This window comes from Nonomuraea jabiensis (assembly GCF_014204795.1).
Taxonomy (GTDB): domain Bacteria; phylum Actinomycetota; class Actinomycetes; order Streptosporangiales; family Streptosporangiaceae; genus Nonomuraea; species Nonomuraea jabiensis.
In genome coordinates this window covers 10,242,901-10,264,227 of sequence record NZ_JACHMB010000001.1, presented here as the reverse complement: position 1 = coordinate 10,264,227, position 21,327 = coordinate 10,242,901, and the positions used below count along the sequence as shown (strand labels likewise).

The following is a 21,327-nucleotide window of genomic DNA, read 5'->3' as shown; positions in this document are numbered from 1 at the left end:
ACCCATCCCCGAATCTGGAGGAACCCCCATGGAACCCACCGGTGTTCTCGTCGTCGGGAGCATCACCGCGGACGTCACGGCGTTCAGCCGGCGGCTGCCGCGGCGCGGTGAGACCGTGCTCGGCGACGACTTCACCCTCGTGCTCGGCGGCAAGGGCGCCAACCAGGCCGTGGCCGCGGCCCACTCGGGCGCGCCGACCTGGATGGCCGCCTGCGTGGGCCAGGACCCGTTCCGCGACATCGTGCTGTCCGGCCTGGAGACGCACGGCGTCACGCTCACCGAGGTCCGCACGGTCGAGGGCCGCACCGGCGTCGCCCACATCCGGGTGGACGCCTCGGGCGAGAACGACATCGTCATCACGCCGCTCGCCAACGCCTCCCTCGACGAGGCGATGGTCACGGAGAGCATCGAGCGCGTCCGCGACCGGGTCGGCGTCCTCCTGCTCCAGCTCGAGATCCGCACGGAGGTCGCCTGCCACGCGGCACGGCAGGGCGCGGCGGCCGGGCTGACCGTGGTCCTGGACCCCGCGCCCGCCCAGGAACTGCCGGACGACGTGTGGCCGTACCTCGACATCGTGACCCCGAACGAGAGCGAGGCCACCGTGCTGACCGGCGTGCAGGTCACGGACCTGGAGTCGGCGGAGCGGGCGGCGGCCTGGTTCCTGGAGCGCGGCGTGAGCCACGCGATCATCACCCTCGGCGCGGGCGGCGCCCTGTCGGTCACGAAGGAGCGCACCCGCCACTTCCCCGCGTACGCCGTGACGCCCGTGGACACCACGGCGGCCGGCGACGCGTTCACCGGCTTCTTCGGCGGCGCCCTCGCCGCCGGCCTCGACGTGGACACCGCCATCCAGTACGGCATGGCGGCCGGCGCCCTGGCCACCACCAAGGCGGGAGCCAGCCCCTCGCTCCCCGGCAGGGACGAGGTCGAGCCACTGGTCAACACCTCCATGGAAGGAGCCACCCGATGAGGCGCAACCAAGGAACGCTCAACGCCCAGCTCGCCCGCGTGATCTCCGAGCTCGGCCACACGGACACGATCGTCGTCACCGACGCCGGACTGCCCATCCCGAGGGAGGTGGAGCGCGTGGACCTGGCCGTCAGGGAGAACCTGCCGCGTTTCCTCGACCTGCTGGACGCGGTGCTCGACGAGGTGGCCGTGGAGGGCGTGCTGCTGTCCGAGGAGATCAAGCAGCACAGCCCGGACATGCTGGCCGCGATCCAGGAGCGGTTCGACCGGCTCGGCCTGACGCTGGAGTTCCTGCCGCACACCGAGTTCAAGCGGGCCACCGCCGGGGCCAGGGCGGCCGTGCGCTCCGGCGAGTTCACCCCGTACGCCAACGTCCTGCTCACCGCAGGCGTCGTGTACTGATCGGGAGCCTGGCATGCATCTCCAGCTGGCCGATGTGCGCAAGTCCTTCGGCGACAACAGCGTCCTGCGCGGCGTCAGCTTCGACGTCGGTCCCGGCGAGGTCGTGGCGCTCGTCGGGGAGAACGGGGCGGGCAAGTCCACGCTCACCCGGGTGATCTCCGGCGCGCACCAGCCCGACTCGGGGCGGCTGCTGATCGACGGGACCGCCACGGTGTTCAAGGACCCGCAGGCCGCGATGGCGCAGGGCATCGAGGTCATCTACCAGGAGTTCCAGCAGAACCTGTTCCCGCACCTCAGCGTGGCCGAGAACATGTACGTGCTGGACCGCGAGCGCGCCTTCGGCCGCCTGTTCGTCTCCAAGCAGCGCATGGCCGCCGAGGCCAGGCAGGCGCTGCGCCGCCTCGGCATGGAGATCGACGTGCATCGCCAGGTCAGCGAGCTGAGCGTGGCCGAGCGGCAGATGCTCGAGATCGCCAAGGCCATGACGCACGAGCTGCGGCTGATCATCCTCGACGAGCCGACCGCGGCGCTCGACGAGCAGGAGTCCGAGCAGCTCTTCGCCCAGGTGAACCGGCTGCGCGAGGCCGGCGTCTCGGTGATCTACATCAGCCACCGGCTGGACGAGGTCTTCGCCCTGTCGGACCGCATCGTCGTGCTGCGCGACGGCCGGGTCACGCTCGACACCCCCACCGAGCGGCTCACCCCGGCCGAGGTCGTCACCGCGATGGTCGGCGACGCCGTGGACGACTTCTACCCCAAGGAGCGCAACGCCAGGGACGAGGTCGTGCTGGAGGTGCGCGGCGGGGGCGGCGCCCGCTTCCACGACATCGATCTCCAGGTCAGGGCCGGCGAGGTGGTCGGCATCGGCGGGGTGGTCGGCTGCGGGCGCAGCGACCTGCTGCGCGCGCTGTTCGGCCTGCAGCCGCTGACCGGCGGGTCCGTGCGCGTGGACGGCTCCGGCGTACGCGTCGAAAGCGTCCAGGACGCGATCGGCAGCCGGATCGCCTACCTGTCGCCCGACCGGCAGGCGGAGGGCCTGTGCACGGGCCAGTCGGTCGAGGCGAACGTGTCGCTGGCCTCGCTGCGCGCGTTCAGCTCCGGGATCGGAGTCGTACGGCGCGGCAAGGAGCGCGCGGCCACCGGCGCGGTCATCTCCGAGCTGCGGGTGCGGGCCGCCTCACCGTCCGTCGCGGTCAGCTCGCTGTCCGGCGGCAACCAGCAGAAGGCCCTGTTCGCCAAGTGGGTGATGACCCGGCCGCGGGTGCTGCTCATGGACGAGCCGACCCGCGGCGTGGACGTCGGGGCCAAGACCGAGATCTACCGGATCATCAACCAGCTCACCGCGGACGGCGTCGCCGTCCTGCTCGTGAGCTCCGACCTGCCCGAACTCGTCGCCATGTCCGACCGCGTGGTCGTGATGCGCGAGGGACGGCTCGTCGCCGAGCTGACCGGCGACGACCTCGACGAGCAGTCCATCCTCAAGCACGCACTGGTAGGTGCCGCATGACCTCGAAGCTCAAGACCGTCGCGGGCCGGCTGCGCGCGGTGTGGATGCTCCTGCTGGTAGGGATCGTCCTCTCGGTGGCCTCGCCGGTGTTCCTCACCCCGACGAACCTGTTCAACGTCGCCCTCGCGACCTCCGTGGCCGCGCTGCTCGCGGCCGGGCAGACCTACGTGATCATCCTCGCGGAGATCGACCTGTCCGTGGGCTCGGCGCTCGGCTTCTCCGCCGTCGTCACCGCCCTGACGCTCGGCACGTACGGGCTGGTCCCCGCGCTGGCCGCGGGCCTGGCGACCGGCGCCGCCATCGGGCTGGTCAACGGCCTGCTCGTGACCAGGACCAGGATGCCGTCGTTCATCGCGACGCTGGCCACGATGTCGGTGTTCGCGGGGCTCACCCTGCACATCACCTCGGGCAATCCGATCCCGGTGACGGACTACGACTTCCAGGGGATCGGGCAGGCGCGGTTCGCGGGCGTGCCGGTGCCGGTGTGGATCATGCTGGTGGCGTTCGGGATCTTCGGGTACGTCCTGGCCCGCACCCGCTTCGGCCGCTACGTCTACGCCACCGGCGACAACGTCGAGGCCGCCCGGCTGTCCGGCATCAGGGTGCACCGCGTCAAGATCCTCGCCTTCGTCATCAGCGGCGTGCTGGCGTCCCTGGCCGGGTTCATCATCACCGCCCGGCTGTCCACGGCCCAGCCGACCGCCGGCGCGGGCCTGGAGCTGGACGCGATCGCGGCCGTCATCATCGGCGGCACCAGCCTGGCCGGCGGTCGCGGCACCCTGCTCGGCACCCTCGTCGGGGCGCTCGTGCTCGGCGTCATCGACAACGGCATGAACCTGCTCGACGTCTCCCCGTTCCTCCAGGACGTGGTGAAGGGCCTGGTCATCCTCCTGGCCGTCTTCCTCGACCGCAACGTGGACATCCTGCGCAGGCTCGTGCCGCGCAGGGCCGAATCCCCCGTCCGTACCCCCGAACTCGCCCAGCACATCTGAAGGAAAGATCCATGCGCACTCCCCGCAAACTCGTCGCCGTCGCGATCCTGGCCGCCGTCTCCCTGACCGCCTGCAGCCGGGGCGGCGAGGAGACCACCACGGGCGCCCCCCAGGCGTCCGGCAAGAAGGACGCCACGATCATCATGAGCACGCTCGGCAACCCGTTCTTCATCAGCGTGAAGGACGGCGCCGAGGCCCAGGCCGCCAAGAGCGGCATCACCCTGAACGTGCAGAACGCCGACAACTCCGACGCCACCTTCCTCAACCAGGCGACGACCGCCATCTCCAAGCAGACCGGGATCCTCATCCTCGACCCGGTGGGCAGCCAGTCGGCCAGCAGCTCCGTCACCCAGGCGAACTCGGCGAGCATCCCCGTGATGGCCTTCGACCGCAAGCCGTCCGGCGGCAAGCTGGCCACGTTCGTCGGCTACGACGCCGTCCAGGCCGGCAAGAACGCGGCCGACGCGCTGGCCGAGGCCGTCGGCGGCAAGGGCAAGGTCGTCGAGATCCAGGGCATCCTCGGCACCAACGTGGCCCAGGACCGCAGCAAGGGCTTCCAGCAGCAGATCGCCACGCACAAGGACATCAAGGTCGTCGCCACGCAGGCGGCCGACTTCGACCGGGCCAAGGCCCTGAACGTCATGACGAACGTGCTGCAGGCCAACCCCGACATCGACGGCGTGTACGCGGCCAACGACGAGATGGCCATGGGCGTGCTGTCCGCCCTCAAGGCCCGCAACCTGGTGGGCAAGGTCAAGGTCGTCGGCAACGACGGCATCGCCGACGCGCTGGCCGCCGTCGCGGCGGGCGAGATGTACGCCACGAACGCCGAGTCGCCGTTCGCGCTCGGGCAGAAGGTGGTCTCGCTGGCCTCGGACGTCCTGGGCGGCAAGCAGGTGCAGGCCGACGAGACGCTGCAGGGCAAGCTGGTCAAGAAGGACAACGTGAAGGAGTACGCGGACTACCTCGTCGGCCTCGGCGACAAGTCCGGCGTCCCGGACAGCCTCAAGTAGGAGCAGCACCCTTCGACACCCGGCCCGGGGCCCCCGAGCCGGGTGTCGGCGTCGGGAGTGGAGGCCGCCTGGACGCCCGAGCGGCACGCCGCGTGGAACGCAGGGTGACCGCGACCGGCCGCTGAGGGATGACCTTCGGGCGCGCGTCGTCATCGCGGCGTGCGGACCCAAAGGCGGACGAGCCGGGCCTCGCTGATATATTGCAAATACAGCATGTGCGTTGCGATATTTGCAATGAAGGAGCGCTTTATGCGAACGGTGAACGGCCGATGAGACCCGTGGACGTGCTCGCGATCGGCGAGACCATGGTGATGGTCACCCCGACGCCGGGCGGCCGCCTCGACGCGGACAGCGCGTTCATCCTGCGTCCCGGCGGCGCGGAGTCGAACGTCGCCGCGCTGCTGGCCCGGCTCGGCCACACCACGGCCTGGGCGAGCGCCGTCGGCCGCGACCCCCTCGGCGACCTCGTCCTCGACGCGCTGCGCGCCCACGGCGTGGACGTCGATCTGGTCCGCCGCGACGACGAGCGGCCCACCGCCGTCTACTTCAAGGACCCGACCGCCTCGGGCACCCGCGTCTACTACTACCGGCGCGGCTCGGCCGCCTCGGCCATGACCGTGGCCGAGGTCGCGGGCTGGGCCACCCGGCCGTCCAGGGTCACGCACATCTCCGGCATCACCGCGGCCATCTCCCCGCAGTGCCTGGAGCTGACCAGGCACATCGTGTTCGACCGGCCGCTCGGACCGGCCACGGTCAGCTTCGACGTCAACCACCGGCCGAGCCTGTGGAAGGACGCCGACGCCCCGGCCGTGCTCCTGGAGCTCGCCCAGCGCGCCGACATCGTCTTCGTCGGGCGCGACGAGGCGGCGGCGCTCTGGGGTACCTCCGACGCGGAGAGCGTGCGCCGGCTCGTCGACCGGCCCCCGTACCTGATCGTCAAGGACGCCGCGATCGAGGCGGTCGCCTTCACCCCGGAGGGCGTCCACCGAGCGCCCTCGACGCCGGTCGAGGTGCTCGACGCCGTCGGCGCGGGCGACGCCTTCGCGGCCGGCTGGCTGAGCGGGTACCTCGACGGCCGGGACGAGCTCACCCGCCTGCGGCTGGGACACTACGCGGCCTCCCGGGTCCTGATGTCCCCGGCCGACCTGACCGATCTTCCGCCCGCCGGCGAGATCGTCTCGCTGCTCGAACAAGGAGCGGGCCGGCGTGTCGCAGACCGTCGCACGAGCCATTGACATCGTCGGGTTCGTCTCCGTACGTCATCGCACGCTCGGCGAGATCGCCGACCACCTCGGCGTGCACAAGTCCACCGCGCTGCGCCTGCTGCAGACGCTGGAGCAGGGCGGTTTCGTACGGCGCGTCCCCGGCGGCGTGTACGGCATGGGCTTCCAGCTCATCGCGCTCGGCCAGCTCGCGCTCGACCAGGTCGAGGCCCGCTCGCTCGCGCACCCGGTCCTGCACGGCCTGAGCGAGCGCTACGGCCAGACGGTCCACCTGGGAGAGCTGGTCGGAGACCAGGTCATCTACGTGGACAAGATCGACGGCCGGGGCACCGTGGCCATGGGCTCGCGCATCGGGCTGCCCGCCCAGCGGCACACCGCCGCCGTCGCCAAGGTCATCCTGGCCTACCAGGACGCCGAGACCCGGGCGCGGGTCATGGAGGGCACCACGTTCACCCGCTTCACCCCCACGACGATCACCACCGCCGAGGCGCTCGCGGCCGAGCTCGCCCTGACCAGGGAACGAGGCTGGGCCGAGGACGACGGCGAGCACGAGGACTACATCAACTGCCTGGCCCTGCCGGTCTTCGACGCCCGGGGCAAGGTCACGCACGGCATCTCGATCACCGCTCTGCGGGCGGTCGTGCCACTGGAAGAGCTGCGCGCGCACGTCGACGACCTGCGCGACGCGGCCCACGAGATCTCCAAGAGTCTGGGCTGGGGAGGAGACCGCTATGGACGCCGCTGACTTCTTCGACACACACCTCGGAAGGTGTCCCATCCTGGGCATCTTCCGCCATCTCGACCCCGCGGCCACCGTGGCCATGTGCGAGCGCGCCTGGGAGTTCGGCGTCGAGCTCATCGAGGTGCCCGTGCAGACGCCCGACGCGCTGCCGTCCCTGCGCGCGGCGCTGGACGCCGCCCGGGCCAACGGCAAGAGCGTCGGAGCGGGAACGGTCACCACGGCCGAGCAGCTGACCGCCGTCAGCGACCTGGGCGCCGCCTTCACCGTCGCGCCCGGCCTCCACCCCGAGGTCGTGGCGGAGACGCTGCGGCTCGGGCTGCCGCACCTGCCGGGCGTGGCCACCTCCACCGAGATCGCCGCCGCGCTCGCCCGCGGCTTCACCTGGCTGAAGGCGTTCCCCGCCGCGCAGCTCGGGCCCGACTGGATCAAGGCGCAGCTCGCGCCGTTCCCCGGCGTCCGTTTCGTCGCGACCGGGGGTGTCGACGCGGGCAACGCGGCCGCCTTCCTGGCCGCGGGCTGCAGGGGAGTGGCCGTGGGATCGGCGCTGAGCGACCCGGACGCGCTGGAACGGCTGCGCAAGGTCACGACCTCCTGAACGCGCGGGTCGCCACCAAGGGTGTTCTGCGGGTACGTGTTACACCAGGTCCTGTCACACGCTCCTGACCAGGTGTTTCATGGGCGCTGGGCCGCTGCGGGCGTACGTTCGCCGCCGGCGGCCACCCGCTGAACCGCCGAAAGGACGACCACCCATGGCACAGGACACGCCGCCGTCAGGCGCGCGGCAGCTGCTCGGCGACTTCGCGCCGAAGCTGGTCGAGCTCACCGACCAGGTGCTCTTCGGTGACGTATGGGAGCGGCCCGAGCTGTCGCCGCGCGACCGCAGCCTGGTCACGATCGTTGCGCTGGCCGCGCTCTACCGCACCGACCAGCTCGACTTCCATCTGCGCAAGGGCCTGGAGAACGGGCTGACCGAGGACGAGCTGGTCGAGGCGATCACGCAGCTGGCCTTCTACGCCGGTTGGCCGGTCGCGATGACCGCGATGACCCGGCTCAAGGACATCGCCGACCGGACCGGCCGGCCGGCTGCCTGACACGTCGCGGCCGACGTGTTCCTCCGGGGCAACGGCACCGCCTGGCTGGACCACGTCACCGGCACCGAGTACGACGGCCCGCGCGTCAGCACGAAGCGCTGGATACGGCCTGGTCGGCCAGCTTCCTCACCTGGTCGGCGGACACCGGGACGCCGGGGGTGTCCACGAACCAGCGGAGCGACCCGTCGAGGTCCAGCCCCTCGGGCCGCTGCGACGGGAAGTACGGCTGGACGTAGACGGGGGTGCCGGGCTGGATGCGCCAGCTGTCGGCGATGGTGCCGATGTCCACCGCGTCGTAGCCGAGCGCGTCCAGGAGCCGCGCCACCTGCGCCTTGGCGCCTTCGTCGTCACCGGCGACGGGCAGGGCGCTGCGGTCGGGGACGCCGGCGGGGCGGGCGAGGGTCAGCAGGCGGTGGAAGTCGATGTTGTTGAACGCCTTGACCACGTGGGCGCCGGCCAGGTGGCGCTGCACCAGGGCGGTGGAGGTCAGCGTCCCGCCGCTCAGCTCCGGGATGTCGCCGTCGCGGTCGGGATAGTAGTTCATCGTGTCGATGACGGTCTTGCCGGCCAGGTCCGCGGCCGGGAGCCGGTCGTAGGCGTGCAGGGGGATGGTGGCCACCACCAGGTCGCCGGCGCGGGCGGCTTCGGCGGGCGTGGCCGCGGTCGCGTGCTCGCCGAGCTCGGCGACCAGATCGGCGAGAGTCTCCGGCCCGCGCGAGTTGCTGAGGACGACATCGATGCCGGCGGCGACGGCGAGGCGGGCCACCGTGCCGCCGATCATGCCGCTGCCGATGAGGCCGAGAGTCTGGGTCACGGTGTCAGGTCTCCAGTGCTGGATCAGTGCGTCGATTGTGAAACTGAGTGTCAGATTAGCCATATGGTTCCACCTCTGCAAGTCAGGTCCGAACCAGAGGTAGGATCGCGGCGTGACCGAAGCAGCGCGTACGAGCACACGTGACATCGCGCGGGCCGCCGTACGGGCCGAGCTGGCCCAGGTGGCCTTCGACCTGTTCCTGCGCGAGGGCTTCGACCAGGTCACCATCAACGACCTGGCCGAGGCGGCCGGCGTCTCCCGCAGCACGTTCCTGCGCTACTTCGGCACCAAGGAGGACGCCGTCGTCAGCGCCCTCGACGCCCAGGGCGACAAGGTCGCCGACGCCCTGCGGGCCCGCCCCGCGGACGAGGACGACTGGACGGCGCTGCGGCGAGCGCTGGACGCCGTGATCGAGCTCTATCACCAGGACCCCGCCGGCACCCTCGCGACGACCCGCCTCATCAGGAACACCCCCGCGCTGTGCGCGCGCCACCGGGAGAAGCAGCACTGCTGGTGGCCCGTGCTGGCCCGGGCCCTCGCCGAGCGCAGACCCTCCCCCCGATCCACGGACCTGGCCCTGTCGGTACGGGTGGCCGCCGCCCTCGACTGCTTCAACATCGCCGTCGACCACTGGACCGCGTCCGACGGCCGGCTCGACCTCGTCGAGCTCCTGGACGAAGCCTTCGCCGCGCTCGCGCCGCGATAGGACGCGAGGGCCGTTCTTCCCTCGGCCCGCCTGGCGAGACGGATCGCTTGCCCGGCGTCGCCTTCGAGCAGCAAGGTCTGCCCGGGAGAACAACGGAAGGATCACGATGGACCCTCGTTCCATAGGTGATGCCGCGACCGGGCTGCTGGATGCGTACGCCACGCGGACCCCGATCGCGCCGCTCACCGCGACATACGCCGACATGTCGGTTTCAGCCGCGTACGAGATCCAGCTCGCGCAGGTCGAGGCGTGGCAGGCGGGCGGCGCCCGGATCGTGGGGCACAAGGTCGGCCTGACCTCGGCGGTGATGCGCCGCCAGCTCGGCGTGGACCAGCCCGACTACGGTCACCTGCTCGACGGCATGGCGTACATGGACGGCGCCCCCATCGACGCCGGGCGCTTCCTCCAGCCGCGCATCGAGCCGGAGATCGCCTTCGTCCTCAAGAAACCGCTGGCCGGGCCGGGCGTCACGGCCGCGACGGCGGCGGCCGCGGTGGACTTCGTACTGCCCGCCCTGGAGGTCATCGACTCGCGCATCGCGGACTGGAAGATCACGCTGGCCGACACCATCGCCGACAACGCCTCCAGCGGCGGGTTCGTGCTCGGCAACCGGCCGACGCCGCTCGCGGCCGCCGACCTGGCGCTGACCGGCTGCCTGCTGCACCGCAACGGCGAGCTGGTCCAGACGGGCGCCGGCGGCGCCGTGCTCGGATCCCCGCTCAACGCGCTGGTGTGGCTGGCGAACGTCCTCGGCGAGCGCAAGGTGGCGCTGGAGGCCGGGCACGTCGTGCTCCCCGGCTCGGTCACCGCGGCCATCCCCGTCGAACGGGGGGACATCGTGACGGCCACGTTCGCCGGGCTCGGCACGGTCACCGCGAACTTCGGGCAGGCGTCGTGAGCAGGCTGACGGCGGCCATCGTCGGCCCCGGCAACATCGGCACCGACCTGCTGGTCAAGCTGCTGCGCAGCGAGGCCGTCGAGGTCCACTCCATGGTGGGCGTGGACCCGGACTCCGACGGCCTGGCCCGCGCCCGTTCGCTCGGCGTCGAGACCTCGGCGGGCGGGGTGGACTGGCTGCTGGCCCAGGACAGCCTGCCCGACCTGGTCTTCGAGGCCACCTCCGCCAAGGCGCACGCGGCCAACGCCCCCCGCTACGCCGAGGCGGGCATCACCGCGATCGACCTCACCCCCGCCGCCGCCGGGCCGTTCGTGTGCCCGCCGGTCAACCTGGACACGCTGTCGGACGCGCCCAACCTCAACATGATCACGTGTGGCGGGCAGGCCACGATCCCGATCGTGCACGCCGTCTCCCGCGTGGTCCCGGTGGCGTACGCCGAGATCGTCGCCTCCATCGCCTCCCGCTCGGCCGGTCCGGGCACCCGGGCCAACATCGACGAGTTCACCCAGACCACCGCACGCGCCATCGAGACGGTCGGCGGCGCCGCCAAGGGCAAGGCGATCATCATCCTCAACCCCGTCACCCCGCCGATGATCATGCGGGACACGGTGTTCTGCGCGATCCCCGCCGACGCCGACACCGCCGCGATCGGCGCGTCGATCCAGGCGATGGCGGCCGAGGTGGCCGCGTACGTGCCCGGCTACACCCTGCGGGCCGAGCCGCAGTTCGACCCGCCGCGCGACATCTGGAACGGCATGGCCCGCGTCGCCGTCTTCCTCGAGGTCCGCGGCAACGGGGACTACCTGCCGCCGTGGGCCGGCAACCTCGACATCATGACCGCCGCGGCCGCCCGCGTCGGCGAGCGACTCGCGAAGGTGGGCGCATGACCGGCAAGATCAGGATCACCGACTCCACCCTGCGCGACGGCAGCCACGCGATGGCCCACCGCTTCACCGAGGAGCAGGTACGCGGCGTCGTGCACGCCCTGGACGACGCCGGGGTGGAGGTCATCGAGGTCACCCACGGCGACGGGCTGGGCGGCTCGTCGTTCAACTACGGGTTCTCGCTGGAGGACGACATCAAGCTCGTCGCCGCCGCCGTGGACGAGGCGGAGCGCGCGAAGATCGCCGTCCTGCTGCTGCCCGGCCTCGGCACGGTCGAGGACCTGCGCAAGGCCCACGGCGCGGGGGCGTCCGTGGCCCGGATCGCCACCCACTGCACCGAGGCCGACGTGTCGCTGCAGCACTTCGCCGCCGCCCGCGAGCTGGGCATGGAGACCGTGGGCTTCCTCATGCTGTCGCACCGCATCGGCCCGGCCGAGCTGGCCGCGCAGGCCCGGATCATGGTGGACGGCGGCGCCCAGTGCGTCTACGTCGTCGACTCGGCCGGCGCCCTCGTGCTCGGCGAGGCCCAGGCCCGCGTCAGCGCGCTGGTCAGCGAGATCGGCCACCAGGCGGAGGTCGGCTTCCACGGCCACCAGAACCTCTCGCTCGGCGTCGCCAACTCGGTGCTGGCCACCCAGAACGGCGCCCGCCAGATCGACGGCGCCCTGTGCGCGCTGGGCGCCGGGGCGGGCAACTCGCCCACCGAGGTGCTGGTCGCCACCTTCGACCGGCTCGGCATCCCCACCGGGGTGAACGTGCAGGGCGCGCTGGCCGCCGCCGAGGACGTGGTCAAGCCGTTCCTGAACCGCCTGCCGTTCGCCGACCGCTCCGCGATCACGCAGGGCTACGCGGGGGTGTACTCCAGCTTCCTGCTGCACGCCGAGCGCGCCGCCGAGCGGTACGGCGTACCGGCCCACGAGATCCTGCAGCGGGTCGGCGAGGCGGGTTACGTCGGCGGCCAGGAGGACATGATCATCGACGTCGCCCTCGAGCTCGTCGAGGAGCGCGACCGCGCACCCCTCCGGGCCTGACGGGCGTGAGGCCCCGCACCGCCGGGGCCTCGCGCGGCCCCCACCGCCCCGAGATCGGGTCCGGCGGGCGACGGAGTAACGTGCGGGGTGAACGACGAACGTGGCTGACGGGGGGCTTCCATGGCGGATCGGCTGAACGGCACCGTGGCGCTGATCACGGGCGCGTCGAGCGGCATCGGGGCCGCGACCGGGCTGGCGCTGGCCGCCCAGGGAGCCACCGTCGCGCTGGTGGCCAGGCGGGCCGATCGCCTGGAGGAGCTGGCCGGCCAGATCCGCGACCAGGGCGGCACCGCGCTGACGCTCGTGGCCGACGTCAGCGACGAACGGCAGGCCAAGGAGGTCGTGGAGCGCACCGCGACCGAGCTCGGACGGCTGGACACCCTGGTCAACAACGCCGGCGTGATGCTGCTCGGCCCTGCCGCCGACGCGCCGCTCGAAGAGTGGCAGCGCATGGTGCAGGTCAACGTGCTCGGCGTGCTCTACTGCGCGCACGCCGCGCTGCCGCACCTGGTACGGGCCGCCGCCGACGGCCCCCGCCAGGTGGCCGACATGGTGAACATCAGCTCGGTCGCCGGACGGGTGGCGCGCAGCGGCAGCGGTGTCTACAACCTCACCAAGCACGGCGTGGGAGCCTTCAGCGAGTCGCTGCGCCAGGAGTTCGCCGGCCGGCACGTCCGGGTGTCGCTGGTCGAGCCGGGAGCGGTCGAGACCGAGCTGACCGGCCACAACCGCCCGCAGATCCGGGAGCAGATCAACCAGCGGTTCTCCTCGGTGGAGCGCATGCAGGCCGAGGACATCGCCGACGCGATCAGCTACATCGTGACCAGGCCCCGGCACGTCGCGATCAACGAGTTGCTGATCCGGCCCACCGAGCAGGAGGGCTGACCTCACCCGCCGCCACGCCGGCGTGCGGTGGTCTCCCTGGGGAGGAGCCGGTGGCTCAGAGCGCGCCGACGGCGGCTTCGTCGTTGGCGGCGAGGATGGCGTCGGGCAGCGGCAGGCCAGCGGCTGCAGCTCGGTATCGGCGTCCTCGACCAACAGCCGGCCACCGGGGCGCAGCGCCGCCACCATCGTCGCCGACGCCCGGGCACGGTCGGGGACGTGGACGAATGCCTACATCCTCATTCCAGGCGTGTGGAGAATCCCGCCCTGTGAGCCCCGCTCCGTGGAGGGTCACAGCCGCGGTCGTGTGAGGTCGGACAGGGCCGCGTACCGTCCGCCGGATCGCATCAGCTCGTCGTGGGTTCCTCGCTCGACCACCTGGCCCGCCTCTATGACGAGGATCTGGTCGGCGTCGCGTACGGTGCTCAGCCGGTGGGCGATCACGACGCGGGTCAGCGGCAGGGCCGCGAGGTTGTGCTCGATGGCCGCCTCGGCCACGGTGTCCAGGTGGCTGGTGGCCTCGTCGAGCAGCAGGATCCGCGGCCGGGGCAGCAGGGCCCGCGCGAGGGCGATCCGCTGCCGCTGGCCGCCTGACAGGCCGCCGCCCTCGGTGAGCATCGTCTCGTACCCCAGGGGCATGGCCATGATGTCGTCGTGGACGTGCGCCAGCCTGGCGGCGGCCACGATCCTGTCCAGCGCGGCGCCCGGGACGGCCAAGGCGATGTTCTCCCTGATGGTCCCGGTGAACAGGTGCGGGTCCTGGGTGACCACGCCGAATCGGCCGCGCAGCCAGCCCGGGTCCATGTCGCGCACGGGCGTCCCGTCGTAGCGGATCTCGCCCTCGACCGGCTCGTACAGGCCGAGCAGGATCCTGCCCAGCGTGCTCTTGCCCGAGCCGGAGCTGCCCACCAGCGCGACCTTCTGTCCAGGATCGATCCTGAGCGTGACGTTCCTGAGCGTCCAGGGGGAACGTGGGTCGAAGCGGAACCCGACGCCGCTCAGCGCCACCTCCCCGCGCAGCCGTGGCCGCGCGCCGCCGGTGCGTTCCGGCTCGGCCTCGACGATGTCGGCGAGCCGCTCGACGTGAGCTCCGGCCTCCTGGAGCTCCTGGAGGCTGGTCAGCAGCGAGGTCAGCGGGGTGAGCGCGGAGACGGCGAGCGCGTTGAGCGCGAGCATCGTTCCCAGGCTCGGCCCGCCGTCGAGCACTCGGACCGCGCCCACGAGCAGCAGCAGCGCGGGAGCGAGGATCCTGATGCCGGACAGGACCGAGTCAAGGAGCCCGCGGGCCAAGCCCAGGCGCAGGTCGGCGTTCATCTGGGAGGTGAACATCGCTGACCACCGCTCGACGGCACGCCGTTCCGAGCTGGACGCCTTGATCGACTCGATGCCCCGGATGGACTCGATGAGCCGGCCCTGGGTCGTGGCGGCGGCGGTCAGCCCGCGCCCGGTGAGATCGGCGATCCGTCTTCGGGTGAGGAGCAGCAGGACGACCTGGACGACCGCCACCGCGGCCAGGCACCCGCCGAGCACGGGATCGCCTGCCAGCACGAGGATCATGAGCACCACGGCCAGCGGACCGTCGAGGAGCGCAGACAGCACCTGGCCGGACAGCATGGCTCTCAGGCTGGCCGCGCTCTGTGTGCTCATGACCAGGTCGCTCGTCCCGCGCAGGGTGAAGTACCTGTAAGGCAGCGCGAACAGCTGTCCGACCACCCCGCCCGTGAACTCCGTGTCGGCCCGTGCCCGCAGCATGAGGAGGACGGCCGTACGCAGGTAGTTGAGGATTGCCTGGATCAGCACCACGATCGGCAGGCCGACGATGAGGACGCGCAGCAGATACCGGTCGCGGCCGGGCAGCACCTCGTCGACGACGAGCCCGGAGAGCAGGGGCAGCACGAGTGCGGCCACCTGCAGGAGCACTGAGGCGAGCAGCGCCTGGATCAGCAGGCCGCGGTGGCGCATGAGCAGGGCGCGCAGCAGGTTCGCCCGCCACGGGCGCCGCTCAGGCCCCTGGACGCTGAAGTCCGGGCCCGGCTCGAAGGCCAGCACGACCCCGGTGAACCCGAGGTCGAACTCCTCCGGCGTGAGCCGGCGCCGCCCGGAGGCCGGATCGACGACCTCGACGACATCCGGGCGCCAGCGCTCGACGACCAGAAAGTGGTTGAACTCCCAGTGCACGACGAACGGCCCCGGCACCGAGCCGAGCCGCTCGGGCGCGATCGAGAGCGCCTTGGCGCGCAGGCCGTACGACTTCGCGGCCTCGACGATGGCGAAGGCGGTCAGCCCGTCCCTGGACACCTGGAGATCCGCGGCGACCTCACGCACGCTCGCGCGACGCCCGTGGTGCCCGAGCACCATCGCCAGGCACGCCGCGCCGCAGTCGGCCATCGTGTTCTGCCTCATCACGGGTACCCGGGCCCGCCTCATCACGCGTCACCGAGCGCGGGAAGGACGCCGAGCAGCACCACGATCGCCAGCGCCAGCGCGAGCAGGCCCACGTAGATCCACAGCCAGGCCAGGAGTGTCCCGGAGACGCGGTAGGGGCGCTCGGCGTGCCGCCGGACGCCCTGATGGTGATGAACCGCCCTTTCCCGGTACGCAAGCGGCTTCACCTGCCCGCCGTCCGTTCCGCGACTCCCCAGAACCATTCGATCTTGGCCGAGTTCCTGCGTTCCTCGATCCATTCGCTGAAGATCCGGCGTTCGACGAGGTCGCGTACGGTCTCGTCAAGGACGGCCGGCTCCACCGCCAAGACCTTCACCAGCAGGTGCCCGCCCTCCGCGGGCAACGGCCCGATGATCGTCCCCGGAGGGGCCGCGAAGATCCGCTCCGCCACCTCCTCATCGAGGTCGCCCCGGCGGAGGGTGGCGAACACCTCGCCCGGATGGGCGCTGCCGTCGGCGAAGGCCCGCTCGACCACGTGCAGGAACCCGGCCGCGTCGGGCACGGCCGGTTCGGTGACGAACACCGCCCGCGCGACGCGGGCGACATCGAGCTCCCCGCCGTGTTCGGCGAACCAGTCCTCCACCCGTCCCGCGGCAACCCGCGAGCGGAGCGCGGCGACGGCTGCCTCAAGGGCGACCAGCTCCTCCAGCTCCTGGTGGGAGATACGGTTGCGCTCCATCCAGGCCCGGGTCGCCTCCCCGGTCAGCAGACCGCGGGCGCGGCGGAAGGCGTCCATCGCCTCCTGCAGCGCGGCGTCGCTCAGCGGTTCCCGCGTCTCCTCCAGTTCCTCACGTACGAGGCTGTCGGCGACGAGCCGGTCGGCCAGCGCGGACTCGTCCCAGATGAAGTCCAGGCAGGCGATCGCCCTGGCCACCGGTGTCTCGATGCCATTGACCCGAAGCAGCAGGTGCTCGCCCGCACGGTGCACGCCGCGCAACGGCCATGGCAGGGCCCGGTCGGCACACCAGGACAGCGAGATCGTGGCACCGTCGCCGTCCTTGATGAGCAGGGCGTGGTGCAGCGAGCCGTCGAACTCCTCGCGCTGAGCGACCAGTCGCGTCCGGGCCTGCGGGTACGCCGCACGGAACCCCTCCAGGCCACGCTCGGGCCTGCCCGAGCTGAGCAGGCCGACCGCGTCGGCGAGCATCGGCCCGTACGTCATCGCTTCACTCCCCTCTTGAGCAGTTCGCCGATCGCCGCGCTGATCGGCAGCCCGGTCGCGTCCTCGATCCACAGGAACTGGCCGTTCGGGTTGATCTCCAGGAAGACGTGGCGGCCGTCCGGCGTGAGGATCAGGTCGATGGCGCCGTAGGACAACCCGAGCCGCTCGACCAGCTCCAGGCAGCGCCGGGAGACCTCGCCGGGCAGGTCGTGCGCCAGCACGGGGGTGGCGCCCGGGTCGTAGTGCCGCCAGTCGTATCGTGTGTGGTTGCTGACCTGCGAGTGGATCTCCGCCGCGAAGAGCTCGCCGCCCACCACCGTCACTCGCACCTCGACCTGCTTGGGAACGTACGACTGGACGATGATCGGACATAGGCGCAGGGCGTCGGCATGACCGAGGTCCGCCGGAGTCACGGGCGCCGCGAACCGCCCGAACCGCTCACCGCCCGCCTCCAGCTGATTGCCGTGCACGGGCTTGGTGATCACTCGGCCTTCGTGCCGGTCGTAGAAGTCGAGAAAGCGCTCGGGATCGTTCGTGATCAGCGTCGCGGGCAGTTCGAAGCCGAGCTGCCTGGCCACTTCGAGCTGGTACGGCTTGCGCCCCGCGCGGTCGATGACCGGCCTGGAGGCGGGGACCTTGAGGCATTCCAGGCCGTCCCACAGGCTCTCGGCCATGACACGGCACTCCTCCTCGACGTGGTCGCGGGCGACGGTCAGAGGATGGGCCACGGGATTCCCCGGGCGGCGGTACCAGATCGCGGTCAGCTCGTCGAGGACGAGATGGCGTCCGCCACGGTTGAGGGTCCGAACGGTCGAGCCGTCTCCCAGATGGCCGATCTCCAAGGTCGCGGCGGCGGGGAACCGCGCGGGGTCGAAGACGGTGACGTCCGCCCCGGCGAGCGCCCCCACGACACGTTCAGCGTGCTCGTCTCCGTCGCAGGTCAGTACGAGGATCATCAGCGTGGTTCCGGTCGGGGGCGCGACCTGGGCCGCGCCCCCGCGGCTGACTAGTTGCTGTCGCCGGAGGTGTGCGTGTGGCCGTTGTGGATCTCGATGACCTGGCTCTTGGCACCGCCGCTCACCTGGAGCAACTGGCCTTCGTCGAGCTCAGCGCCCAGGGCCGCGATGTCGTCGAGGCTGGTACGCGTCTTACCCATGTTCTTTCCCACCCTTTGTCCATGCGGGGAGCCGAATGCACCCCGTCGCGTGGAACACGTTAGAGAGGCGGGATACAGGACGTCGTCCGTCGCATGGATGATCAGCTGTCACCCCGGGGGCGGAGCAGTGTGTCGGTGGTCAGGCGGATCGCGGTCCATGACATCGGCGGCAGGCCGCCCGCAGAGGGCCGCGGCGAGCAGCACGCTGCGGTCGATGAGCGCCTGGTGTGCGGCCGGCCCGTACCCCTGTACGACCTTGGAGTCCTCACCGGGCGGGGCGGCGGCAAGCCGTTCGGCGAGCTCACCGAGCACACGCCTGACGAACCCCATCGGATCCGGCATCACTCTCACCAGCAGGGCTTCGACGGCGGCCGGCTCAATCGAAGGCGGCCGGATGAGCGTCCTGACCCAGCGGCCCGCGCCCCCCGGCAGCCGGACTGACCGTCCCCGCTGTCGAGGGCCCCACGCGCCCCGGGCCCGCCGTCCTCCCTTCCGGTGGGCGGCGGCCTGGCGCGCCGCCGTTTCGTGACGCTCACGAGTCCGTCGCCGCTCGTGGGCGTTGCCGTTGCCCCGGGCCCAGCAGCACGTCGGCGACCGTCTTCCAGCTCTCGCCGAGGCTGAAAGCGTCGGGGTCGAGCATCCCTAGCCGCCGGTCGCGTGCCGGACCAGTGCTTCGAGCTGGGCGGTGACGTCGTCGAGGGGGCGGATGTCGCGTTGGGCGCGGCACATCGCCACCGTGCCCTCCGTCGCCGCCACGATCAGGGTCGCCAGCTGCGCGGCCTGGGCCTGGTCGGCGCCGTGGTCGCGCAGCGAGGCGGCGAGCAGCCGTTCCCACGTGCCGAACACCTCGGCGGCCGCGTCGATCGCCTCGGGAGGGCCGTCGGCGGGAGGTTCTTCGACCGCGACGGCCAGGACGGGGCAGCCGGCGCGGAAGTCGCTGTCGAGGACGGTCTGCCGCCACAAGGTCAGGAACGCGCGCAGCCCGGCCGCCGGGCCCGCCTGAAGCTCTCGCTCCAGGACCCGCGTGACCAGGTCACCGGCGAAGTGGACCGCCTCGGCGGCCAGTTGCTGCTTGCCGCGCGGGAAGTAGTGGTAGGTGGAGCCGAGGGGCGCGCCGGAGTGCGCGGCCAGATCCCGGACCGTGCTCCCGGCCAGGCCGCGCCGCCGGATCAGGTCGGCCGCGCCGAAGATGATCCGCTCCCGTGACCCCGGTTCCCGCTGTGCCATGTCTTACCCCAGGTTGATTATGACGTGCGTTATAGCCTACCGTGAGCAGCGGTTATAACGATCGTCATAACTCGTCCTCCCAGGAGGTGTCTCATGCCGACGATCCAGCTCACCGCTCCCTCCGGGGCGCTGCCCGGCGAGGGACGGGCGGAGGCCCAGCGGGAGCTCGCCCGGGCACTGCCCGGCCAGGGCTGGGCGGAGGTCCAGCGGGAGCTCGCCCGGGCGCTGCCGCGCTGGCGGGGCGCGCCGGACACGGCGTTCTACCGCTCCCAGGCGTGGAGCCAGCTGACCGAGAAGGCGACGCCGCCGGTGCTGAGGCCGCCGTCCCTACGGGTGCGATGACGTGCGCGATGGCCGGTACGCGAGCGCCGCGATGACCCCCGACACCGTGCGCGAACTCGTCTTCCTGCGCAGCGGCCGCCTCGCCTGGCGCGAACGTGCCGCACCGCGGCCGGCCGAGCCGGGCGACGCCGTCGTCCGTCCGTTCCTGGCGGGCCGCTGCGACGGCGACACCCTCCCGATCCACCGGCCGGTCTCACGAGCGCTGCAGGCGGGGATGGCGCTCGGCCTGGTGGACCCGATCGTGGCCACCATCTGCGGGAAGGTCCCTTTTCAGGGGCCCTTCCCGATCGGCCACGAGTGCGTCGCCGAGGTCGTCGCGGTCGGGTCCGGCGTGCGAAGGGTCAGGATCGGCCAGACCGTCGTCGTCCCCTGGGCGGTCTCCTGCGGCACCTGCCCCCGCTGCCTGGCCGGGCTCACCTCCAAATGCGCCACCACCACCCGCGGCCCCCTCGCCGCCTACGGCTTCGGCCCCGCCAGCGGCCCGTGGGGCGGCATGGTCACCGACCGGATCCGCGTCCCCCACGCTGACCACATGCTCGTCCCCGTCCCGGACGGCGTTCCGCCGCTCCGCGTCGCCGCGGCGAGCGACAACCTCGCCGACGCCTGGCGGACGGTCGTCCCGCCGCTCGCCGGCCGCGAAGGCGCGAAGGTGCTCGTCCTCGGCGGCGGCGCCAAGAGCATCGGCCTGTACGCCGCCGGGCTCGCCGTCGCCCACGGTGCCGCGACCGTCCACTACCTCGACGACGCCCCCGGACGGCGCCAGATCGCCGAATCCTTCGGCGCCGAGGCCCGGCCACTGGCCGGCCCCGTCCGTGGCGCCTACGACATCGTCGTGGAGGCCACGTCCCAAGCCCGGGGCCTGCGCCGGGCGCTCGCCGCGACGGCTCCCGGCGGCGTGTGCACCGCGGTGGGTTACTACCTGGCGACCGGCACCCGCGTCCCCCTGATGCGCATGTACGCCACCGACGCCACCCTCCGGGTCGGCGTCTCCCACGCCCGCGCCACGCTCCCCGACCTCCTGGAGTTCGTCCACCGCACCGGCTTCCCCGCCGAACGCGTCACCACCCTGCTCGCCGACTGGGACGACGCCCCCACGGCCTACGCCGCCCGCACCACCAAACTCGTCCTGGCCCGCGACCCGCTCCCGACCAGAAACGGGCCCACATCGTGACCTCATCCGCGCCATGGGCGTCTCGGTCACCGGCGTCCACCGCGAGCCCACCGCCCGCCACACCATGGCAGAGCGCCCCGGCCGGCTCCCGCTGGAGATCTTCCAACCCGACCTTTGAGGACGACCGTCACAGAAGGAAACGATCGGAGGTGTAGGGCGCGGACCCCTGGCTTCAGCCATGGGGGTAAACCCTTCTGTCGAATCTTTGAGCGATAGAGAGATCAACTCCGTATATTGATCCGTGCGGCTGTGACCTTGCGTCAATAGCTACGCACGAAGAGCAACGTTGCCTTCCGGTGCGCCTTTCACGTGATGCGGTGCCCAAGTACGGCAGGCGGGTGCTGGACGGACGGATCGAGACGCGACTGAACGAGCTGATCCGCGAGGTGATTGAGGAGAAGGGGGAATGTCCGGCGGAGATGGAGGTCATGCCCGGCCACGTTCACCTGCTGGTCGAGGTGGGCCCGCAGTCGGGGATTTCGCAAGTTGGTCAAGGCCATCAGGGGCCGCTCTTCCCGTGTTCTGCGTCAGGAGTTCCCGAGCTTAACGTCGAGACTTCCGACGCTGTGGATCAACTCTTCCTTCGTGGCCACCGTGGGCGGCTCGGCGGGCGGGGCACCTTTGGATGTGGTCAAGCGGTACGTCGAGAACCGGAAGGACCGGTGATCGC

At 71.6% G+C, this 21,327-nt stretch carries 24 protein-coding genes and 1 pseudogene; 17 read left to right on the top strand and 8 right to left on the bottom strand.

Features of this window, described 5'->3' with window-relative positions:
* Positions 1-28 precede the first annotated feature (28 nt).
* From HD596_RS47020 to HD596_RS46980, 9 genes are all read left to right on the top strand, one after another.
* Positions 29-970 (top strand): ribokinase, encoded by a 942-nt coding sequence (locus HD596_RS47020; RefSeq protein ID WP_185075814.1) that lies wholly within the window; start codon positions 29-31, stop codon positions 968-970.
* Positions 967-1,371: a D-ribose pyranase gene (rbsD, locus tag HD596_RS47015; RefSeq protein ID WP_185075813.1), complete on the top strand. Its 405-nt coding sequence runs from the start codon at positions 967-969 to the stop codon at positions 1,369-1,371. Before HD596_RS47020 ends, rbsD begins: the two co-directional genes overlap by 4 nt.
* Positions 1,372-1,384: 13 nt before the next feature.
* Positions 1,385-2,878, top strand: coding sequence for a sugar ABC transporter ATP-binding protein (locus HD596_RS47010; protein WP_185075812.1), 1,494 nt, complete (start codon positions 1,385-1,387; stop codon positions 2,876-2,878).
* On the top strand, positions 2,875-3,870 hold the full coding sequence (locus HD596_RS47005; RefSeq protein ID WP_185075811.1) for an ABC transporter permease: 996 nt from the start codon (positions 2,875-2,877) through the stop codon (positions 3,868-3,870). The genes HD596_RS47010 and HD596_RS47005 overlap by 4 nt, the downstream gene beginning before the upstream one ends.
* An 11-nt stretch (positions 3,871-3,881) precedes the next feature.
* The gene (locus HD596_RS47000) at positions 3,882-4,883 is read left to right on the top strand and encodes a substrate-binding domain-containing protein (RefSeq protein ID WP_185075810.1); all 1,002 of its coding nucleotides are present in this window, start codon (positions 3,882-3,884) and stop codon (positions 4,881-4,883) included.
* A gap of 269 nt (positions 4,884-5,152) precedes the next feature.
* Positions 5,153-6,118 carry a sugar kinase gene (locus HD596_RS46995; protein ID WP_221519908.1) on the top strand — a complete coding sequence of 322 codons (966 nt, stop codon included), beginning with the start codon at positions 5,153-5,155 and terminating at the stop codon, positions 6,116-6,118.
* Positions 6,090-6,851, top strand: a complete 762-nt coding sequence (locus HD596_RS65320) for an IclR family transcriptional regulator (RefSeq protein ID WP_185075809.1) — start codon at positions 6,090-6,092, stop codon at positions 6,849-6,851. The genes HD596_RS46995 and HD596_RS65320 overlap by 29 nt, the downstream gene beginning before the upstream one ends.
* Positions 6,838-7,443, top strand: coding sequence for a bifunctional 4-hydroxy-2-oxoglutarate aldolase/2-dehydro-3-deoxy-phosphogluconate aldolase (locus HD596_RS46985; protein WP_185075808.1), 606 nt, complete (start codon positions 6,838-6,840; stop codon positions 7,441-7,443). Before HD596_RS65320 ends, HD596_RS46985 begins: the two co-directional genes overlap by 14 nt.
* 154 nt (positions 7,444-7,597) lie before the next feature.
* Complete coding sequence (locus HD596_RS46980) at positions 7,598-7,939, top strand: carboxymuconolactone decarboxylase family protein (protein ID WP_185075807.1); 342 nt, start codon at positions 7,598-7,600, stop codon at positions 7,937-7,939.
* Between the two features lie 85 nt (positions 7,940-8,024).
* On the opposite strand, the gene HD596_RS46975 is transcribed toward HD596_RS46980, so the two are convergent.
* A complete protein-coding gene (locus HD596_RS46975; RefSeq protein WP_185075806.1) occupies positions 8,025-8,753 on the bottom strand; it encodes an NADPH-dependent F420 reductase in 729 nt (242 codons plus the stop codon).
* 112 nt (positions 8,754-8,865) lie between these two features.
* Here HD596_RS46975 and HD596_RS46970 point away from each other — a divergent pair, with 112 nt between their 5' ends.
* The 5 genes from HD596_RS46970 (at position 8,866) to HD596_RS46950 (ending at position 13,157) form a co-directional block, all read left to right on the top strand.
* The gene (locus HD596_RS46970; protein WP_313046374.1) at positions 8,866-9,459 is read left to right on the top strand and encodes a TetR family transcriptional regulator; all 594 of its coding nucleotides are present in this window, start codon (positions 8,866-8,868) and stop codon (positions 9,457-9,459) included.
* A 106-nt stretch (positions 9,460-9,565) separates the two neighbouring features.
* The gene (locus tag HD596_RS46965; protein ID WP_185075805.1) at positions 9,566-10,357 is read left to right on the top strand and encodes a 2-keto-4-pentenoate hydratase; all 792 of its coding nucleotides are present in this window, start codon (positions 9,566-9,568) and stop codon (positions 10,355-10,357) included.
* Positions 10,354-11,244 carry an acetaldehyde dehydrogenase (acetylating) gene (locus HD596_RS46960; protein ID WP_185075804.1) on the top strand — a complete coding sequence of 297 codons (891 nt, stop codon included), beginning with the start codon at positions 10,354-10,356 and terminating at the stop codon, positions 11,242-11,244. Before HD596_RS46965 ends, HD596_RS46960 begins: the two co-directional genes overlap by 4 nt.
* Positions 11,241-12,272: a 4-hydroxy-2-oxovalerate aldolase gene (gene dmpG, locus HD596_RS46955; RefSeq protein ID WP_185075803.1), complete on the top strand. Its 1,032-nt coding sequence runs from the start codon at positions 11,241-11,243 to the stop codon at positions 12,270-12,272. The genes HD596_RS46960 and dmpG overlap by 4 nt, the downstream gene beginning before the upstream one ends.
* A 120-nt stretch (positions 12,273-12,392) precedes the next feature.
* Positions 12,393-13,157: an SDR family NAD(P)-dependent oxidoreductase gene (locus HD596_RS46950; protein WP_185075802.1), complete on the top strand. Its 765-nt coding sequence runs from the start codon at positions 12,393-12,395 to the stop codon at positions 13,155-13,157.
* A gap of 288 nt (positions 13,158-13,445) precedes the next feature.
* On the opposite strand, the gene HD596_RS46945 is transcribed toward HD596_RS46950, so the two are convergent.
* From HD596_RS46945 to HD596_RS46915, 7 genes are all read right to left on the bottom strand, one after another.
* The gene (locus tag HD596_RS46945) at positions 13,446-15,557 is read right to left on the bottom strand and encodes a peptidase domain-containing ABC transporter (protein WP_246555353.1); all 2,112 of its coding nucleotides are present in this window, start codon (positions 15,555-15,557) and stop codon (positions 13,446-13,448) included.
* A 23-nt stretch (positions 15,558-15,580) separates the two neighbouring features.
* Complete coding sequence (locus HD596_RS46940) at positions 15,581-15,766, bottom strand: hypothetical protein (protein ID WP_185075800.1); 186 nt, start codon at positions 15,764-15,766, stop codon at positions 15,581-15,583.
* Positions 15,763-16,761 carry a TIGR04500 family putative peptide maturation system protein gene (locus HD596_RS46935; protein ID WP_185075799.1) on the bottom strand — a complete coding sequence of 333 codons (999 nt, stop codon included), beginning with the start codon at positions 16,759-16,761 and terminating at the stop codon, positions 15,763-15,765. Before HD596_RS46935 ends, HD596_RS46940 begins: the two co-directional genes overlap by 4 nt.
* Positions 16,758-17,717 carry an MvdC/MvdD family ATP grasp protein gene (locus HD596_RS46930; RefSeq protein WP_185075798.1) on the bottom strand — a complete coding sequence of 320 codons (960 nt, stop codon included), beginning with the start codon at positions 17,715-17,717 and terminating at the stop codon, positions 16,758-16,760. The genes HD596_RS46935 and HD596_RS46930 overlap by 4 nt, the downstream gene beginning before the upstream one ends.
* Before the next feature lie 50 nt (positions 17,718-17,767).
* Complete coding sequence (locus HD596_RS46925) at positions 17,768-17,917, bottom strand: hypothetical protein (RefSeq protein ID WP_185075797.1); 150 nt, start codon at positions 17,915-17,917, stop codon at positions 17,768-17,770.
* Positions 17,918-18,025: 108 nt separating this feature from the next.
* Complete coding sequence (locus tag HD596_RS46920) at positions 18,026-18,259, bottom strand: hypothetical protein (protein ID WP_185075796.1); 234 nt, start codon at positions 18,257-18,259, stop codon at positions 18,026-18,028.
* Positions 18,260-18,559: 300 nt separating this feature from the next.
* Positions 18,560-19,144, bottom strand: coding sequence for a TetR/AcrR family transcriptional regulator (locus HD596_RS46915; RefSeq protein WP_185075795.1), 585 nt, complete (start codon positions 19,142-19,144; stop codon positions 18,560-18,562).
* Between the two features lie 93 nt (positions 19,145-19,237).
* Here HD596_RS46915 and HD596_RS46910 point away from each other — a divergent pair, with 93 nt between their 5' ends.
* The 3 genes and pseudogenes from HD596_RS46910 to tnpA all read left to right on the top strand — a co-directional run bounded on the left by HD596_RS46910 (position 19,238) and on the right by tnpA (position 21,323).
* Entirely contained in the window at positions 19,238-19,486 is a 249-nt protein-coding gene (locus tag HD596_RS46910; RefSeq protein WP_185075794.1) for a hypothetical protein, read from the top strand.
* Between the two features lies 1 nt (position 19,487).
* On the top strand, positions 19,488-20,657 hold the full coding sequence (locus HD596_RS46905; RefSeq protein ID WP_221519906.1) for a zinc-dependent alcohol dehydrogenase: 1,170 nt from the start codon (positions 19,488-19,490) through the stop codon (positions 20,655-20,657).
* 312 nt (positions 20,658-20,969) lie between these two features.
* A pseudogene (gene tnpA / locus HD596_RS46900) lies at positions 20,970-21,323 on the top strand (IS200/IS605 family transposase).
* Positions 21,324-21,327: the final 4 nt, after the last annotated feature.

Coding starts and splice junctions, on each gene's coding strand:
- HD596_RS46920 (WP_185075796.1), bottom strand. CDS start 18,259: ATGCCGGATCCGATGGGGTTCGTCAGGCGTGTGCTCGGTGAGCTCGCC.
- HD596_RS46925 (WP_185075797.1), bottom strand. CDS start 17,917: ATGGGTAAGACGCGTACCAGCCTCGACGACATCGCGGCCCTGGGCGCT.
- HD596_RS46985 (WP_185075808.1), top strand. CDS start 6,838: ATGGACGCCGCTGACTTCTTCGACACACACCTCGGAAGGTGTCCCATC.
- HD596_RS47020 (WP_185075814.1), top strand. CDS start 29: ATGGAACCCACCGGTGTTCTCGTCGTCGGGAGCATCACCGCGGACGTC.
- HD596_RS46995 (WP_221519908.1), top strand. CDS start 5,153: ATGAGACCCGTGGACGTGCTCGCGATCGGCGAGACCATGGTGATGGTC.
- HD596_RS46945 (WP_246555353.1), bottom strand. CDS start 15,557: ATGAGGCAGAACACGATGGCCGACTGCGGCGCGGCGTGCCTGGCGATG.
- HD596_RS46965 (WP_185075805.1), top strand. CDS start 9,566: ATGGACCCTCGTTCCATAGGTGATGCCGCGACCGGGCTGCTGGATGCG.
- rbsD (WP_185075813.1), top strand. CDS start 967: ATGAGGCGCAACCAAGGAACGCTCAACGCCCAGCTCGCCCGCGTGATC.
- HD596_RS47000 (WP_185075810.1), top strand. CDS start 3,882: ATGCGCACTCCCCGCAAACTCGTCGCCGTCGCGATCCTGGCCGCCGTC.
- HD596_RS46950 (WP_185075802.1), top strand. CDS start 12,393: ATGGCGGATCGGCTGAACGGCACCGTGGCGCTGATCACGGGCGCGTCG.
- HD596_RS47010 (WP_185075812.1), top strand. CDS start 1,385: ATGCATCTCCAGCTGGCCGATGTGCGCAAGTCCTTCGGCGACAACAGC.
- HD596_RS46930 (WP_185075798.1), bottom strand. CDS start 17,717: ATGATCCTCGTACTGACCTGCGACGGAGACGAGCACGCTGAACGTGTC.
- HD596_RS47005 (WP_185075811.1), top strand. CDS start 2,875: ATGACCTCGAAGCTCAAGACCGTCGCGGGCCGGCTGCGCGCGGTGTGG.
- HD596_RS46915 (WP_185075795.1), bottom strand. CDS start 19,144: ATGGCACAGCGGGAACCGGGGTCACGGGAGCGGATCATCTTCGGCGCG.
- HD596_RS46910 (WP_185075794.1), top strand. CDS start 19,238: ATGCCGACGATCCAGCTCACCGCTCCCTCCGGGGCGCTGCCCGGCGAG.
- dmpG (WP_185075803.1), top strand. CDS start 11,241: ATGACCGGCAAGATCAGGATCACCGACTCCACCCTGCGCGACGGCAGC.
- HD596_RS46935 (WP_185075799.1), bottom strand. CDS start 16,761: ATGACGTACGGGCCGATGCTCGCCGACGCGGTCGGCCTGCTCAGCTCG.
- HD596_RS46980 (WP_185075807.1), top strand. CDS start 7,598: ATGGCACAGGACACGCCGCCGTCAGGCGCGCGGCAGCTGCTCGGCGAC.